At 70.9% G+C, this 16611-nt stretch carries 14 protein-coding genes and 1 riboswitch; of the genes, 11 read left to right on the top strand and 3 right to left on the bottom strand.

Going from position 1 to position 16611, the window contains the following annotated elements; genetic code table 11:
* Positions 1 to 15: 15 nt before the first annotated feature.
* A complete protein-coding gene (locus IE136_RS10720; protein ID WP_189600196.1) occupies positions 16 to 2385 on the bottom strand; it encodes a chitinase C-terminal domain-containing protein in 2370 nt (789 codons plus the stop codon).
* 243 nt (positions 2386 to 2628) lie between these two features.
* Positions 2629 to 2758: riboswitch (FMN riboswitch) on the top strand.
* Positions 2759 to 2951: 193 nt separating this feature from the next.
* On the opposite strand from IE136_RS10720, the gene ribD reads away from it, so the two are divergent.
* The 10 genes from ribD (at position 2952) to IE136_RS10770 (ending at position 11548) form a co-directional block, all read left to right on the top strand.
* Positions 2952 to 4034, top strand: coding sequence for a bifunctional diaminohydroxyphosphoribosylaminopyrimidine deaminase/5-amino-6-(5-phosphoribosylamino)uracil reductase RibD (ribD, locus tag IE136_RS10725; RefSeq protein ID WP_189600197.1), 1083 nt, complete (start codon positions 2952 to 2954; stop codon positions 4032 to 4034).
* 2 nt (positions 4035 to 4036) lie between these two features.
* Complete coding sequence (locus IE136_RS10730) at positions 4037 to 4645, top strand: riboflavin synthase (protein WP_158985362.1); 609 nt, start codon at positions 4037 to 4039, stop codon at positions 4643 to 4645.
* 44 nt (positions 4646 to 4689) lie between these two features.
* Positions 4690 to 5280: a nicotinamide mononucleotide transporter family protein gene (locus tag IE136_RS10735; protein ID WP_158994059.1), complete on the top strand. Its 591-nt coding sequence runs from the start codon at positions 4690 to 4692 to the stop codon at positions 5278 to 5280.
* Positions 5277 to 6554 (top strand): bifunctional 3,4-dihydroxy-2-butanone-4-phosphate synthase/GTP cyclohydrolase II, encoded by a 1278-nt coding sequence (locus IE136_RS10740; RefSeq protein WP_158985360.1) that lies wholly within the window; start codon positions 5277 to 5279, stop codon positions 6552 to 6554. The genes IE136_RS10735 and IE136_RS10740 overlap by 4 nt, the downstream gene beginning before the upstream one ends.
* Before the next feature lie 61 nt (positions 6555 to 6615).
* Positions 6616 to 7101, top strand: coding sequence for a 6,7-dimethyl-8-ribityllumazine synthase (gene ribH, locus IE136_RS10745; protein WP_158985358.1), 486 nt, complete (start codon positions 6616 to 6618; stop codon positions 7099 to 7101).
* Between the two features lie 35 nt (positions 7102 to 7136).
* Entirely contained in the window at positions 7137 to 7409 is a 273-nt protein-coding gene (locus IE136_RS10750) for a phosphoribosyl-ATP diphosphatase (RefSeq protein WP_053643769.1), read from the top strand.
* A gap of 60 nt (positions 7410 to 7469) precedes the next feature.
* Entirely contained in the window at positions 7470 to 8318 is an 849-nt protein-coding gene (gene hisG, locus IE136_RS10755; RefSeq protein ID WP_158985356.1) for an ATP phosphoribosyltransferase, read from the top strand.
* 81 nt (positions 8319 to 8399) lie between these two features.
* Complete coding sequence (locus tag IE136_RS10760) at positions 8400 to 8852, top strand: PH domain-containing protein (RefSeq protein WP_158985354.1); 453 nt, start codon at positions 8400 to 8402, stop codon at positions 8850 to 8852.
* 207 nt (positions 8853 to 9059) lie between these two features.
* The gene (locus tag IE136_RS10765; RefSeq protein WP_158985352.1) at positions 9060 to 10400 is read left to right on the top strand and encodes a hemolysin family protein; all 1341 of its coding nucleotides are present in this window, start codon (positions 9060 to 9062) and stop codon (positions 10398 to 10400) included.
* Complete coding sequence (locus tag IE136_RS10770) at positions 10397 to 11548, top strand: hemolysin family protein (RefSeq protein ID WP_158985350.1); 1152 nt, start codon at positions 10397 to 10399, stop codon at positions 11546 to 11548. Before IE136_RS10765 ends, IE136_RS10770 begins: the two co-directional genes overlap by 4 nt.
* A gap of 58 nt (positions 11549 to 11606) precedes the next feature.
* Here the strand turns inward: IE136_RS10770 and IE136_RS10775 are convergent, their stop codons facing one another.
* Both IE136_RS10775 and IE136_RS10780 read right to left on the bottom strand, forming a co-directional pair.
* Positions 11607 to 13523, bottom strand: a complete 1917-nt coding sequence (locus tag IE136_RS10775; protein WP_158985348.1) for an AAA family ATPase — start codon at positions 13521 to 13523, stop codon at positions 11607 to 11609.
* Positions 13524 to 13888: 365 nt separating this feature from the next.
* On the bottom strand, positions 13889 to 14515 hold the full coding sequence (locus tag IE136_RS10780) for a uridine kinase family protein (RefSeq protein ID WP_189600198.1): 627 nt from the start codon (positions 14513 to 14515) through the stop codon (positions 13889 to 13891).
* 314 nt (positions 14516 to 14829) lie between these two features.
* Here IE136_RS10780 and IE136_RS10785 point away from each other — a divergent pair, with 314 nt between their 5' ends.
* Positions 14830 to 16197 (top strand): C39 family peptidase, encoded by a 1368-nt coding sequence (locus tag IE136_RS10785; protein WP_158985344.1) that lies wholly within the window; start codon positions 14830 to 14832, stop codon positions 16195 to 16197.
* Positions 16198 to 16611: the final 414 nt, after the last annotated feature.

Raw genomic sequence — 16611 nt, forward strand, 5'->3', positions numbered from 1 at the left:
TTCAGGAGGCCCCGCTCAGCAGGTGCCGAGGTCCTTCCAGACGCCCCACTCGCCGGTCGTGCCGGGCTCCTCGTTCTGCGTCCACCACTGGGCCTTCCACTTGCGGCCCTTGTGGGAGACCTCGTTGCCGGCGTTGTAGACCGTGCCGGCCACGTACGCCGGAGCGGTGCAGGTGCCACCCGGGCTGGTCGGCGTCGGGGTCGGGCCCGTGGGCGTGGGCGTGGGCGTCGGCCCCGTCGGCGTGGGGGTCGGCGTCGGGGTCGAGCCGCCCGGCTCCACCACCGTCGTCCCGCGCGCCAGGTCGCCGGCGAGCGCGTACGTCGTCCCGCTGATGTTCACCGTCCAGTTCGACGGCGTGGAGACCGGCAGGTAGTAGTTGAACGCCAGGTCCACGGTCGCGCCCGGAGCCAGCGACTGCCAGGCCGGGAGCTTGAGCGACACCCGGTGGAAGTCGCCCTTCAGGCCGCCGACGTTGCTGCCGGTGTGGTCGCTGCTGATCACCTTCGTACCGAAGCCGGACTGGTCGGAGGCGTTGTTCGGGGCCGCGGTCGCGTAGTCGAACTGGAACTCCGTGCCGCCGGGCAGCGGGGTCTTCGTGTTGTTCGTGATCTTGATCTTGGGGGTGATCGGGTAGTTCGAGTCGCCCAGCTTGAAGTCGGTGAACTCGACGCCGACGTTCACGGCCTTCGTCGGCATCGTCGCGTTCGACTTCTCGGCGCCGTACGGAGCGGCCGCCTTGAACTTGTCGTACATCAGCGAGGTGAGTGTGGAGCCCATCTCGTACTGGCCCTTGACGGCGTTCCAGGAGTAGTCGCCGGCCATCTCCCAGACCATCGTGCCGCCGATGCCGCGGTTCACGACGTAGTCCGCCTTCGCCGCCACCGACTGTTCGTCCTCGGTGGAGAGGAAGACCTTCTTCTGTGCGTTCCACAGCCACGGCGCGACCAGGGTCGAGTCGTACTTACGGGCGTAGGTGCCGGTCAGCGTGGTGTTCGCCGGGAAGCCGTACCGGGTGACGTAGTCGCCGACGATCCCCTTCTCGAGGTTCTTGGCGTGCCACATCGGGTTGGAGCCGGCCGGCGACTCGACGCCGTTGGTGTCCTTGTCGTGCCACAGGTTGTCGATGCCCACGGCGCCGTCGCCGCACTTGGTCAGGCCCGCCCCCGCCGGGCAGGTGGTCGCGGCGGCCTTGCCCCACAGGCCGTCCGTACCGCCTTGCACGTTCTTGTGGCCGCGGGTGTAGTACGGCAGGCCGATGTTGATCCGGCCGGCCGGCATCGAACCGCGGAAGTAGTGGTACGCCCAGTCGGTGTTGAGGTAGCCGATGGAGCCGTACTGCGCGGAGCCGTAGACGTTCGCGGCGGCCAGCTCGGCGTCCTTGCCGTCGTCGAAGAGCGAGGCGTTGGGGCCGACGTACTCGTTCCACGCACCGTGCAGGTCGTAGGACATGATGTTGACGTAGTCCAGATACTTCTGCATCTGGTACGTCTCCATGCCGCGCAGCAGGTAGCCGGAGGAGGGCGCGGCGACGGTCAGCAGGTAGTGCCTGCCGTCGGCGGCGCCCGCCCGGTCGAGCTTCTCGCGCAGTGACTTCATCAGCGCGTCGTAGCCCTTGACCAGGCCCGCGCGCCGGGCGTTGGAGAGCTGCCAGTCGAGTGGGTTGCCCGCGTCCTTCATGGTCGTCGGGTACTCGTAGTCGATGTCGACGCCGTTGAAGCCGTACTTCTTGATGAAGGCGACGGCCGAGTCCGCGAACGTGTCGATCCCGGCCTGGTTGACCGAACCGTCGGCGTTGGTGGCCATCGAGTAGAAGCCGCCGGAGTTCACGCGGTCGCCGTTGTCGTCGAAGTGGCCGCCGGTCTCCGCCCAGCCGCCGACCGAGATCAGCGTCTTGACGTCCGGATGCTGCTTCTTGAACTTGTTGAGCAGGTTGAAGTGGCCCTTGTAGGCGTACGCCGGGTCCATCTCGGCGCCCGCGACGCCGGGCCAGGTCATCCCGGTGGCCGCGTTGTTCGGCCCCTCCGTGCCCACCGACAGCTTGTGATCGGAACCGATGTGCCCGAAGGCGTAGTTGATGTGGGTGATCTTGCCCCACGGGATGTTGTTCGCGAGGTAGGCGGGTTCGCCGTTCTTGCCGGTGCGCCAGCCGGTGAAGTAGCCGATGACCCGGCGCTGGTGGTCCGCGCCCATCTTCTCGCGGCCCTCGGTGTCGTAGACCGAGCAGTACGGGACGTCGACGCCGGGCGTCTTGTACAGCCCGTCCGGGCGACAGCTCTCGTTGTCGGCCGCGTGCGAGACGCCGCCGGAGAGCGAGCTGATCAGCAGCCCGGCGACGGCCGCGCCGGTCGCGAGCAGCGAGGCTCTCGTCTTGGTGGGGGACAGCACGATCGGTTTCCTCCTGGGAGGTCGGTCGGCACACAACGAACAAGGGGGTGGGTCGTGTTGGGCCCGTGGAGTGCGCACACCGGCGGGCCGTACCTCGGAGGTGACACGGAGATTAAGAGGACTAGACCAGTGCGTCAATAGGTCTGGACCATCGAAGCGGTGGTCCCTGCTTGTGAGCCAGCCCACAGGGCATCACCCGCCTGGCCCGCGATCAGCCGTGGCACACTGGCTCTGTATCAGCAGCAGCGCACTCCGGGGTCGGTGTAATTCCGAACCGGCGGTATAGTCCGCGACCCGTCCGCAGCCAGCGGCCGGTTGACCAGGTGAGATTCCTGGACCGACGGTGAAAGTCCGGATGGGAGGCAGTGCGCGGCGGGCGACCCTTCACGGGCGTGCCGGCCGTATTCCGCTGGTCGCCGCCGCCGGTTCTCCGGCGCCGCCGGTTTCCCCGGCACTCGTGGCGACCGCTGTATGCGGCCTCGGTGTCCCCTCGCGAGGTCGGTGTTCCCGCTCCCTGTCGTCATCGACAGCCCCGGAGTCCGTGCCCGAAGAGGCAGGAGGACCCGGTGGCCACGCAGGCCGACATCACCGCCATGCGCCGAGCGATCGTGCTCGCCGCCCGCGGACTCGGCTCCACCAGCCCCAACCCGGTCGTCGGCTGCGTCGTCCTCGACGCCTCCGGTCACCAGGTCGGCGAGGGCTGGCACCAGCGCGCCGGCGGACCGCACGCCGAGATCCACGCCCTGCGCGAGGCCGGCGTCCTCGCCCGCGGCGGCACGGCCTACGTCACCCTCGAACCCTGCAACCACACCGGCCGCACCGGCCCCTGTGCTGAGGCCCTCCTCGAGGCCGGCATCAGCCGGGTCTTCTATGCCGTCGGTGACCCGAACCCGCAGGCCACAGGCGGTGCCGACACCCTCCGGGCGGCCGGCGTGGAGGTCTTGGGAGGCCTTCTGGCGGACGAGGCCGAGGCCGGCAACATCGCCTGGCTCACGTCCGTACGCCTCGGTCGGCCCCACGTCACGTGGAAGTACGCCGCCACCCTCGACGGCCGGATCGCCGCCGCCGACGGCACCTCCCGCTGGATCACCTCCGCCGAGTCCCGCGCCGACGTCCACCGGCTGCGGGGCGAGGCCGACGCCGTCGTGGTCGGGTCGGGCACGGCCCGGACCGACGATCCCCACCTGGCGGTACGCGGCATCGAGGAGGCCGTCCAGCCGCTGCGGGTCGTCGTCGACACCGAGGCCACGGCCGTGAAGCCGGGCGCCCGGATCCTGGACGACGCCGCACCCACCCTGATCGCCGTCGCCGAGGACGCCGAGACCCCGCTGACCGATGCCGTACGACTGCCCAGGGCGGACCGGGGCCTCTCGGTGCCGGCCCTCCTGGACGCGCTGCACGAGCGGGGGGTGCGCTCCGTCCTCCTCGAAGGGGGCCCCACCCTCGCGGGCGCCTTCGTCGCCGCCGGGGCCGTCGACAAGGTCGTCGGCTACCTCGCCCCGGTCCTCCTGGGCGCGGGCCCGAACGCCCTCGCCGACGCCGGAATCACCACCATCACCGACGCGTTGCGGCTCCACGTCACCGAGACCGTCCGCATCGGACCCGACCTTCGTATCACCGCCACTCCCGTCACGAACAAGGAGCGCTGAGCGTGTTCACCGGAATCGTCGAAGAACTGGGTGAGGTCACCGCCGTCGAGAAGCTGGACGACGCGTCCCGCTTCCGCCTGCGCGGCCCCCTGGTCACGGAAGGCGCCAAGCACGGCGACTCCATCGCCGTCAACGGTGTCTGTCTCACGGTCGTCGAGTTCGGCGACGGGGAGTTCACCGCCGACGTGATGGCCGAGACCCTCAAGCGGTCGAGCCTCGGCGCCCTGGAGGTCGGCTCCCGGGTCAACCTGGAACGGCCCATGGCCGTCGGCGACCGTCTCGGCGGCCACATCGTCCAGGGACACGTCGACGGCACCGGCACCGTCCTCGACCGGACCCCGTCCGAGCACTGGGAGATCGTCAAGATCGCCCTGCCCGCCCAGCTCTCCCGCTACGTCGTCGAGAAAGGCTCGATCACGGTCGACGGCGTCAGCCTCACCGTCGTCGAGGCCGCGGCCGACTGGTTCACCATCAGCCTCATCCCCACGACCCTCGCCCTGACGACCCTGGGCATCAAGCAGCCCGGAGACCCGGTCAACCTCGAGGTCGACGTCATCGCCAAGTACGTCGAGCGGCTGCTCGGCCCGAACGCCCAGGAGAACGTCAAGTGAACTGGCTCAACTCCGAGGCCTTCAGCGCCTTCGGGCAGCACATCATGTGGTCCGACATGATCGGCAACACGATCGGTCTGATCGCCCTCGCGCTCGGCTGGCGGCGCTCCATCCTCACCTGGCCCGCCCAGCTGCTCTCCGGCGTCATCCTCGTCGGCGCCTACGCCTCCGCCCACCTCAGCGGCGGCGTAGGCAAGCAGCTCCTCGTCATAGGCGTCGCCGCGTGGGGCTGGTGGCAGTGGAACCGGGGCAGGCAGCAGGCCCAGGACGGCTCCATCGCCGTCCGCTTCGCCACCTGGAAGGAGCGCGGCCTGCTCCTCACCGGCGCCGTCCTCGGCACCCTCGCGGTCGGCGGCCTCTTCACGCTCTACCCCTCGCTCTCCTGGAGCCCGTGGGCCGACGCGTACATCTTCGTCGGCACCCTCGTCGCGATGGTCGCCCAGGCCCGCGGCCTGGTCGAGTTCTGGTTCGCCTGGCTCCTCGTCGACCTGGTCGGCGTCCCCCTCGCCTTCAACAGCGGCCTCGCCTTCTCCGGTCTGGTCTACGTGATCTACTTCGCCCTCGTCATCTGGGGCATGCGCGACTGGTGGCTCCGGACGCGTACGGCTCCCGCTCTGGAAGGAGCCCTCTCATGAGCGCGCTGCCCCTGTGGGACGCCACCGACCTCTCCCTCGACCCGGTCGAGCAGGCCATTCGCGACATCGCCGCCGGCCGGCCCGTGGTCGTCGTCGACGACGAGGACCGCGAGAACGAGGGCGACCTCGTCATCGCCGCCGAGATGGCCACCCCCGAAGTCGTCGCCTTCATGATGAGCGAGTGCCGCGGCCTGATCTGCGCCCCCATGGAGGGCGAGGAGCTGGAGCGCCTCCAGCTCCCGCAGATGGTCGAGCACAACACCGAGTCGATGAGCACCGCCTTCACCGTCTCCGTCGACGCGGCCCCCGCGCACGGCGTCACCACCGGCATCTCCGCGGCCGACCGGGCCACCACCCTGCGGATGCTGGCGAGCGGCGCGTACGAGCCGTCCGACTTCGTCCGCCCCGGCCACGTCTTCCCGCTGCGTGCCAAGACCGGCGGCGTCCTCGTCCGCAACGGCCACACGGAGGCCGCCGTCGACCTGGCCCGCCTCGCGGGCCTGCGACCGGCCGGCGCGATCGTCGAGATCGCCGGCGAGGACGGCGTCATGCTGCGCCTGCCCGAGCTCGTCCCGTTCGCCCGCAAGCACGGCCTCACGATCATCTCGATCGAGGACCTCGTCGCCTACCGGCGCTCCGCCGAGCCGACCGTCCGCCGCGAGGCCGAGGTCCGGCTGCCGACCGCGCACGGCGACTTCACCGCGTACGGCTACCGCTCCACCGTCGACGGCGTCGAGCACGTCGCGCTCGTCCACGGTGAGATCGGCGACGGCGAGGACGTCCTGGTCCGGGTCCACTCCGAGTGCCTGACCGGCGACATCTTCCACTCGCTGCGCTGCGACTGCGGCCCCCAGCTGCAGGCCTCCATGGACCGGATCACCGAGGCCGGCCGTGGCGTCGTCGTCTATCTGCGGGGACACGAGGGCCGCGGCATCGGCCTGCTGTCCAAGCTGCGCGCGTACGAGCTCCAGGAGCGCGGGCGCGACACCCTCGACGCCAACCTGGAGCTGGGTCTGCCGGCCGACGCCCGCGACTACGCGGCCGGCGCGCAGATCCTCGTCGACCTCGGCGTCCGCAGCCTGCGGCTGATGACCAACAACCCCGACAAGATCGCCGCCCTCACGCGGTACGGCCTGAAGGTCGAGGGCCGCGAGGCCATGCCGGTCCAGGCGGGTGAGCACAACATCAGTTATCTGCGCACCAAGCGGGACCGGATGGGGCACGACCTGCCCTGGCTGGAGGCCTCCACGGCCACCACCTGCGGCAACCAGTAAGTCAGCTAGTCAGCAACAGCGAGTCAGCAGTCGGTACCGAGCAATCCGAGCAGGGAGAGACATGAGCGGCAAGGGCGCACCCGTCCTCAGCGTGAAGAACTGCGGCGACCTCCGGGTCGCGGTCGTCGCGGCGCAGTGGCACGAGAAGATCATGGACGGACTCGTCGACGGCGCGCTGCGGGCCCTGCACGAGCTCGGCATCGACGAGCCGACGCTCCTGCGCGTCCCGGGCAGCTTCGAACTCCCGGTGGTGGCGAAGGTTCTCGCCGGTCGCGGCTACGATGCCATCGTCGCGCTCGGCGTCGTCATCCGCGGCGGAACCCCGCACTTCGAGTACGTGTGCCAGGGCGTCACCCACGGCCTCACCCAGGTCTCGATCGACACCGGCGTACCCGTCGGCTTCGGCGTCCTGACCGTGGACAACGAGGAGCAGGCCCTCGACCGGGCCGGCCTCGAGGGGTCCAGCGAGGACAAGGGCCACGAGGCCGTCACCGCCGCCGTCGCCACCGCGACCACGCTGCGCACGGTCAGCGAACCCTGGCGCTGAGTGCGTGACCCTTACCCCGTACTCTTAGGACCATCATGGCGAACAAAACCTTCGAAGAGCTCTTCGCCGAGCTCAAGCTCAAGGCCGAGAACGGCGACCCGGCCACCTCCCGCACCGCGGAACTGGTGGACAAGGGCGTCCATGCCATCGGCAAGAAGGTCGTCGAGGAGGCCGCCGAGGTCTGGATGGCCGCCGAGTACGAGGGCAAGGAAGCCGCCGCCGAGGAGATCTCGCAGCTGCTGTACCACGTCCAGGTGATGATGGTCGCCCGCGGGATCTCGCTCGACGACGTCTACGCCCACCTCTGAGCACCCCCGTCACACCCTTCCCCACTCCCGGCACACTCTCAGGCAAAGGAAGCCCACCCCATGCTGCGCATCGCCGTCCCCAACAAGGGTTCACTGTCCGGACCTGCGTCGGCGATGCTCCATGAGGCCGGCTACCGCCAGCGCAAGGAGTCCAAGGAACTCGTCGTCATCGACCCCGAGAACGAGGTCGAGTTCTTCTACCTGCGCCCCAAGGACATCGCGATCTACGTGGCCTCGGGCAAGCTCGACATCGGCATCACCGGCCGTGACCTGCTGCTGGACTCCGGCGCGAACGCCGAGGAGATCCTCCCGCTGAACTTCGGCCGGTCGACCTTCCGCTACGCCACCCGCCCCGGCACCGCGAAGGGCCCGGAGGACTTCGGCGGGATGACGATCGCCACCTCGTACGAGGGAATCGTCGCCAAGCACCTCGCCGACCAGGGCATCGACGCCTCCGTCGTCCACCTCGACGGCGCGGTCGAGACCGCGATCCAGCTCGGCGTCGCCCAGATCATCGCCGACGTCGTCGAGACCGGCACCAGCCTGCGCAACGCAGGCCTCGAGGTCATCGGCGAGCCGATCCTCAAGTCGGAGGCCGTCGTCGTCCGGCGCGCCGGCGCCACCACCGACGACGCCGGGGTCCAGACGTTCCTGCGCCGCCTCCAGGGCGTTCTGGTGGCCCGCAGCTACGTGATGATGGACTACGACTGCCGTGCCGAGCACCTGGAGCAGGCCGTTGCCCTCACCCCGGGCCTGGAGTCGCCGACGGTCTCGCCCCTGCACAACGAGGGCTGGGTCGCGGTCCGGGCCATGGTGCCGGCCAAGGACGCGCAGCGGATCATGGACGACCTGTACGAACTGGGTGCCCGCGCCATTCTGACGACGGCCATCCACGCCTGCCGTCTCTGAGTCTCCGACGACGACCCACGGCACGCGGCACCGCGCGGCACCCGAGGCACACGCGGCACGCACGAGGCACAGAGGAACAGCATGACCGAGTCACCTACGCCCGCCCTCCCGGTCACCTTCCGGCCGGGCCGAACCCGTGCGGTCCTGCTGACCGTGGGGACGGTGATGTTCGTCGTCATCACCGCCGTCGCGCTCATGCTGGAGCAGCTCGGCCCCGGCGAGCGGGCCAGCTTCATCTTCACCGCGGCGCTCTTCCTCGGTGTCCTCGCGCTGCTCAGCCGGCCCAAGGTCGTCGCCGACGAGAACGGCGTCACGGTCGTCAACATCACCCGGACGCGCCGACTGGCGTGGGCGGAGATCCTGCGGGTCAACCTGCGGCCCGGCGATCCCTGGGTCTTCCTGGACCTGAGCGACGGCACCAGCATGCCCGCCCTCGGCATCCAGCCCGGCATCGCCAAGCAGCAGGCCATCCGCGACGCCCGCGCCCTGCGGGCCCTCGCCGAGAGCCGCGGCACCGGCCCCGACGCGGGCTGAGTCCCCCATACGGGGCCGACCCCCTGCCCCGCGCCGGGTCGGCGTGATTACTCTGGAGGCGGTGGTGCCGAGCGGCACCACCGCCTCGCATGTGCAGGGCCGCCGCCGCGGCCCGCGGGGCCCCCTGCGACCCGAGGAGTGACTCCCTCCGGCAATGGACGGATCGTCCGGTAGTACAAGCGCCGCCCCCTCCACGGAGGCGGCGGCATGATCATCCCTCTTCTCCTGCTCGCCGCGGCCTTCCTGCTGATCCTCGCCAACGGCTTCTTCGTGGCGGCCGAGTTCGGTCTCGTCACCGTGGAACGCGCCGACGCCGAACGGGCCGCGGCCGCCGGCGACCGGCGCGCCCGCAGAGTCGTCAAGGCACTGCGCGAGCTCTCGTTCCAGCTCTCCGGCACCCAGCTCGGCATCACCCTCACCTCACTCGTCGTCGGCATGCTCGCCGAGCCGGCGCTCGCCCAGCTCCTCGACGGACCGCTGACCGCCACCGGACTGCCCGGCGGCGCCGTCTCCGGGATCTCCGTGGTCATCGGGATGCTCCTCGCCTCCGCCGTCCAGATGGTGATCGGCGAACTCGTCCCCAAGAACTGGGCGGTCTCCCGGCCGCTCCAGGTGGCCCGCTTCGTCGCCGGTCCGCAGCACCTCTTCTCCACCGTCTTCCGACCGGTGATCGCCCTGCTGAACAGGGTCGCCAACCGGCTCGTACGGCTCCTGGGCGTCGAGCCCACCGAGGAGCTGGACTCCGTCCGTACCCCCGGCGAGCTGGTCTCCCTGGCCCGGCACTCGGCCCGGGCCGGCGCGCTGGAACAGGACACGGCCGAGCTGTTCGTACGCTCCCTCTCCTTGGGCGGACTCACCGCGCAGCACGCCATGACACCGCGGGTGAAGGTGAGCGCCCTCCAGTCGGACGCCACCGCGGCCGACGTCCTCAACCTCACCCGGGCGACCGGCCTGTCGCGCTTCCCCGTGTACCGCGAGCGCATCGACGAGATCGTCGGCATGGTCCACCTCAAGGACGCGCTCGCCGTACCCCCGCACGAGCGGGGGCGTACGCCGGTCGGACGCATCGCCGTCCCGCCGTTGCTCGTCCCCGAGAGCCTGCCGGCCCAGGCGCTCCTGGAACGGCTCCGGCGCGAACAGCCGATCGCCGTCGTCGTCGACGAGTACGGCGGCACGGCCGGGGTCGTCACCCTGGAGGACATCGTGGAGGAGCTCGTCGGCGAGGTGCGCGACGAGCACGACACCGCCGCCGACGAACGGCCCGAGCTGGCCGCCGTGGCCGCCGAGGACGGCAACCCCGCGTGGGAGGCCGACGGCTCGTGCCGGGTGCACACCCTGCACCGGATAGGACTCGACGTGCCCGACGGCCCGTACGAAACGGTCGCCGGGCTCGTCGCCGGCCTCCTGGGGCGCATCCCCGCGCCCGGGGACCGGGCCGAACTCCCTGGCTGGCGGCTGTCGGTCCGGCAGGTGGACCGCTATCGCGCCGAACGTGTTCGGATCGTACGGACGGCCGAGCGGCCCCTCGCCGCGGAGGCGGTCCGATGAGCCTGCTCCCCCTGCTGTTCGCCCTGCTCCTCGTGGTGGCCAACGGCTTCTTCGTCGGGGCCGAGTTCGCACTCGTCTCCGTGCGCCGCAGCCAGATCGAACCGCTCGACTCCAAACGGTCCGCACAGGTGCTGTACGGCCTCGAACACCTGCCGCAGATGATGGCGGCGGCCCAGTTCGGCATCACCGTCTGCTCGTTGACCCTCGGCGCGGTCGCCGAGCCCACCGTCGCCGCCCTCCTCGAACCGGTCTTCCACGCCGTACGGGTGCCCGAGGGGCTGATCCACCCCCTGGGGTACGTCGTGGCGCTGGCGGCGGTCGTCTTCCTGCACCTCGTCATCGGCGAGATGCTCCCGAAGAACCTCGCGATGGCGGCGCCGGAGCGGACCGCACTGCTGCTCGGCCCCGGCCTCGTCGGCTTCGCCCGGCTCTGCCGGCCCGTGACCACCGCGCTGGGTGCCTGCGCCCGACTGGTGCTGCGAGCCTTCGGGGTGGAGCCGAAGGACGAGGTGGAGGCCGTTTACACCAGTGCGCAGCTCGGCCGCCTCGTCGAGGACGCCGGCCAGGCGGGACTGCTCGACCCGGGCGAGCAGGAGCGCCTTGAGGACGTCCTCGAACTGGGCAGCCGCCCGGTGACGGACGTCCTCATAGCCCGCTCGGCGCTGGTCACGGTTACACCGGCCGTCACCCCGCGCGAGATCGAGGAGCTCACCGTCCGCACCGGCTATTCCCGCTTCCCGGTCTGCGCCGAGGGGCGCGGGACGTCCGGCACCTTCATGGGCTTCGTGCACGTCAAGGACGTCCTCGATCTGGAGGAGCGGGAACGGGCGGTGCCACAACAGGTGTGGCGCCCGATGGCGACGCTCCGTGCCGAGCTACCGCTCGACGACGCCCTCACCGTGATGCGCCGCGCGGCCACCCACCTCGCCCAGGTCGCGGACGGCTCGGGGCGCGTCCTCGGCCTCGTCGCGCTGGAGGACGTCCTGGAGACGCTGGTCGGTGAGGTCCGCGACCCCGCGCACCGCCACCCCGCGCACCGCGCCGACGCGCTCACCGCCCTGCCGCCGGGAGAGGCGCTGCCGTTGGGCGAGGTCGGCTCGCTGGGCGAGCAGCGCCCAGGGCAGGCGTCCCAGGCCCTGGCCCGCTGACCGGTCCCGGACCCCTGGTCCGCCGATCGCGGTCGGCGGACCGGGGCGCTCGTCGCCCTCACAGCCCCGGCGGCTCCTGGGAGCCCCGGGCGGACGGACCACGGCCCGAGAGCACCTCGCCGTAGGCCTGCATGAGGTCGGCGAGGCGCAGGGTGGCCAGGTCCTCGCGCGTGGGCGTGCCCGGGTAGCCGGAGAGACGCAGATCCCGGTAGGCGCAGGACTTCTCGTACAACGTGCGCAGGAAACGGCCGTTGCCGAGCTCGTCGATCCAGCCCTGGTCGACGACATGGCCGCTGATCGAGCGCAGCTCCTCCAGTGCCTCCTCGTCCCAGCCGTCCCCGTTCGCCGCGGCGAGCACCTCGCCGATCAAGGTGAGCTCCAGCGGGCGGTACGAGGGGAAGTCGACCCGGGTCGTGAAGCGGGAGGAGAGCCCGGGGTTGGCGGCGAGCAGCCGGTCCATGCCCTCCGGATAACCGGCCAGAATCACCACCAGGTGGTCGCGGTTGTCCTCCGCCCGCTTGAGCAGCACCTGGAGCGCCTCGTCGCCGTACGCGTCGCCCTTGCTGTAACCGGTGTTGGAGAGGGAGTACGCCTCGTCCACGAAGAGGACCCCGCCGATCGCGGAGTCGATCAGCTCGTTCGCCTTGACCGCCGTCTGGCCGAGGAACTCGCCCACCAGGTCCGCCCGTTGGGCCTCGACGAGATGGTCGCCGCCGAGCAGGCCGAGCGCGTAGAAGACCCGGCCGAGGATCCGCGCGACGGTGGTCTTCCCGGTGCCGGAGGGACCGGAGAAGACAAAGTGACGTTTCGGAGGCTGGACGGGAAGGCCCTGTCCCGCCCGCAGCCGGGCCATCTCCAACTGTGCCGACAACGCCTTGACCTGGCGTTTCACCGGCTCCATCCCGACCATGCGCTCCAGTTCCGCGAGCGCCTGCGCGAGCAGGGCCGGGTCGGTGGGGCTGGCGGGGAAGCGCGGGGGAGCGGGCTGTCGGGGGACGGCGGCCTTCTGGCGCACACCGTCGGGTGGCTCGGGCGGGCCGGCGGGGGAGACGGGGACGGCGGGGGAGACGGTGGGCGTGGGTTCCGTGCCCAGCCGCAGGCCGTCCACCACCGGGCCGTCGAGATCGCCCTGGGCCGCGTCGGCGGTGTCCTGCCCCACGCCGCTCAGGGCGACAGAGGCGAGCCCGGCCGCGTCCTCCGGTCCTTCGAACCCGTCGTACTCGGTGATCGCCGCCAGCCGGGCGGCCGTGTCCATGAACGCCGGGTCGATCCGGTGCACCGCCCGGTAGAGCGGCAGGGCGGCGGCGCTCCGCCCGGTGCCCTCGTGTGCCCTGGCCAGCCAGTAGCGCAGCTCCTTGCGCTGCGGCTGTTCGCTGCGGCAGCGCATCAGCGCCGCCGAGAGCAGCGGCTCCGCCTGGCCGTACATCTCCAGGCGGACGCGGGCCATCCCGCCGAAGAGCCCGGCCTCGATCCCGAGCAGCGGATCGTCCACCAGCGGCTCGGTGTGCCGCACCAGCTGCTCCCAGTCCTTGACGAGATAGGACCGGCAGGCGTGCAGGAAGCGAACCTGCGGATCGGTGTCGACCGGCGGCAGCCCCGCCAAGGCCCGATCCAGCTCCGGCACATGGCGCCCGTCCAGCCAGTGTGACGCGTGCGCGAGCAGGAGGTCGCGCGGGCTTTCGAGGACGGGCTGGACCCACCAGCCCAGCCAGTACCAGGAGTTCAGGGTCCGGCGGTGCCGGGCGCGCTGTTCGCCGAACCGCTCGCGATTGCGGTACATCCGCAGCAGCGCCGTGGTGGTGTCCACGCGCAACGCGTGCAGCCCGAGCCAGGCGTCCGCCATGCCGGGATCGACGCGTACCGCGGTCCGGAACTCTTCCTCGGCCTGCGGATAGGCGCCCATCGTGTAGGCGTCCACCCCCCGCAGCCAGGCGAGTTCGGCAGGGGTCTGTCCGCCCTGCGTGCCGATGTCCATCGGGTCCCCCACAAAACGTGCCCCCGTTGCTGTCCCGGCGGGCGGGCGCCCGCCGGAAGCCGTACAGAACCGCCTTCTCGTGGACGGGATATGACCCCACCGAGGGGCATCGTACCTGCGCAGAGGGGGCGCGACGAAGGAGAAGCGCATGATCCGGCGGCGGTGACCCTGGGTAAGCGTCAGGGGTTCGCGGCGGGCCGGTGAAGGGGTCGATCGGGGCAGAACGAAGCCCCCGATCACGGGGGAACAACCGGGGGCTTCGTGTCCGCGGCGGCTCCGAAAAGCCGCACATTGAGAACGTAAGACCTGTACGCCCCTTGGGTCAAGCGGACTTGAGGCACTTGCGGACGTCGAGTTCCGGCTGCTCAGATCATGTGTCGAGCGCCGTCACGTTCCGTGATGATCTGGTTCGGGCCTGCTGTCACTTGCGGCCCGGGAAGCCACTCATAACCCTCTGGGCACTCCCGTACCAGGGCGTCGGCGAAGGGACGGGAAGGGTCCGCGGCGAAATGGCGTGTCTCCGCCACCGTCCAGCCGTCCCAGAAGGCCGACTGGGCCGGTCCGTCCCGGTGCCGGCCGCGTGCCCAGGACTCCTCGGGCCCCCGCTCCATCCACAGCAGCGCGGCGAGATACGGACGCAGCGCCCGGCGCCCGGCCCCCACGCCCTCGACCAGCACGACCGGCGCCGGGAGCAGCTCCCTCGGCGGCCCGAAGCTCCGCAGATTCCAGTCGTACGGGTGATAGCGCGCGACATCGCCCCGCGCGAGGGGCGCGATCACCTGCGTCCGCATGCGCTCCGTCCACTCGAACAGTTCCTCGTGGCAGGCGAGGTCGTCGAGATGGAGCACCGGCGCGGCCAGTCGGGCGGCGAGCCGCGCGGCGAAGGTCGACTTTCCCGAGCCCGCGTGCCCGTCCACCGCGACCAGCCGCACCGGCCCACAGGTCGGCGGACGGCGGCGCAGCGCATCGGCGGCGCGGTCGAGGGAGTCCATGGACTCCAGCCTAGGTCGTGTCCGGAAGGAAGCGCCGTCTGCCCGCGGGCCGGGCGGGACGTGACGGACCCGGCCTGGGGAGTGACTTCTGGATCTTGTCCGGCCGCTGGCCGACCGGGGTGGGACCGTCACTGGTCGAGACCAATATTGGTCGCTCGACGCGAGGCGAATCGCTGGCAGAAGCGCTCCGCGAGCCGCGATAGTGAGCACGCCCGGGCACCGCTCCACCCCGCCCGGTGATGCCTGCCGTGCGCCTCGCCGCCCCACCCGCCGTCCGTACGCCACCGCCGTTCTCCGACAGGGGGTCACCGCCCATGACCAGTTCCACCCCGCGCAGAACCGTTCTCGCCGCGGCCCTCGCGGCAGCCGCCGGTACGGCCGCGGCCTCCGCCGCCCCGGCGACCGCCCGGCCCCTGGCCGACGCGGAGGAGGTCGCCGAGGTCGCCGCGTCCGGTCTCGTCGACAACCGCTTCTGGACTTCGTACACGGACTGGCGCTGCGGCGCCTCCGTTGGGACCCGGGCCGTCGCGGGCCACCGGCCCGGCCTGGAGATCGACGCCCCCGCGGGCCGCCTCGACTACGCCGACCCCCACACCGGCCGCACCTCCACCTGGGAGTACGCGACCTGGACCTCCCCGGTTCACACCTCCACCGTGCCCGCCACCGAGGTCATCGCCTCCTGGAACGCCGACACCCCGCCCGGCACCTGGATCCAGATCGAGCTGCGCGGCACGTACAACGACGCCACCACCACCCCCTGGTACGTGATGGGCCGCTGGGCGGCCGGCGACGGCGACATCCGCCGTACCTCCGTCGACGACCAGACCGACGGCAAGAGCTCCGTCTGGACCGACACCTTCTCCGTGGACGACACCACGAGCGGGCTGCGGCTCGTCTCGTACCAGCTGAGGCTGACGCTCCACCGGACTCCCGGCACCGCTCTGACCCCGACCGTGTGGCGACTCGGCGCGATGGCGTCCGACATCCCGGACCGGTTCACCGTGCCCGCCTCGACGCCCGGCCTCGACCGCGAGCTGACCGTCCCGCGCTACTCGCAGAACACTCACGTCGGGCGGTACCCCGAGTACGACAACGGCGGCGAGGCGTGGTGCAGTCCGACCTCCTCGCAGATGATCATCGAGTACTGGGGCCGCCGCCCGAGCCCGGAGCAGCTGGCCTGGGTGAACCCGGCCTTCACCGACCCCCAGGTGTGTCACGCGGCCCGCTTCACCTTCGACCACCAGTACGAGGGCTGCGGCAACTGGCCCTTCAACGCCGCCTACGCCGCCACCTACCCGGACATGAACGCCGTGGTGACCCGCCTGCGCTCGCTCACGGACCTGGAGACCCTCATCCGGGCCGGGATTCCGGCCATCACGTCGCAGTCCTTCCGCAAGGAGGAGCTGACCGGTGCCGGCTACGGCACCGCCGGCCACCTGATGACCGTCATCGGTTTCACCGCGGACGGCGACGTGATCGCCAACGACCCCGCCTCGCCCGGCAACGAGGCCGTGCGCCGCGTCTACCGGCGGCGCGAGTGGGAGAACATCTGGCTGCGTACGAAGAGGTACGACGCAAACGGCAAGGTCAGAAGCGCTACGGGCGGGGTCTGCTACATCTTCTGGCCGGTCAGGTCAGCACCAAGTCAGCGCCGCGCGCTGCGGTCGCTCGACCTGGTGTGAGCATGTGCGGCCCGACGGCCGTCTCGACGACCTGACGGCAGCGCTCCTGACCGTCCTGCGTGAGGTGGCCGTACCGGTCCACCGTGACCCTGATCGAACGATGTCCGAGCCGGCGAGATACTTCGTGAACGGACACTCCGTCGGTCAGGGCCGCGGTGGTCCGTTTGTGGCGCAAGACGTGCAGGTCACATGCGGGAGATCGAGCCACCTGATGGCGCCGGTCCCATGCCTTGCCAAGGAGGCCGGGATACGGAATCCGAAGCTTGCATTGCGGATCGGGAGCCGATCGATGAACGGCGCAGGGGAGGCAGGCGGGTATGTCCCGCCACTCGCCTTCTTTCGCCCACACTCCGCCCTTCGGCCACTCGGCGAACCGAGGTCACGACGACGCGGGCGACGTGACCGTTCGCGACA

The organism is Streptomyces lateritius (assembly GCF_014649715.1).
GTDB classification, from domain to species: Bacteria; Actinomycetota; Actinomycetes; order Streptomycetales; family Streptomycetaceae; genus Streptomyces; species Streptomyces lateritius.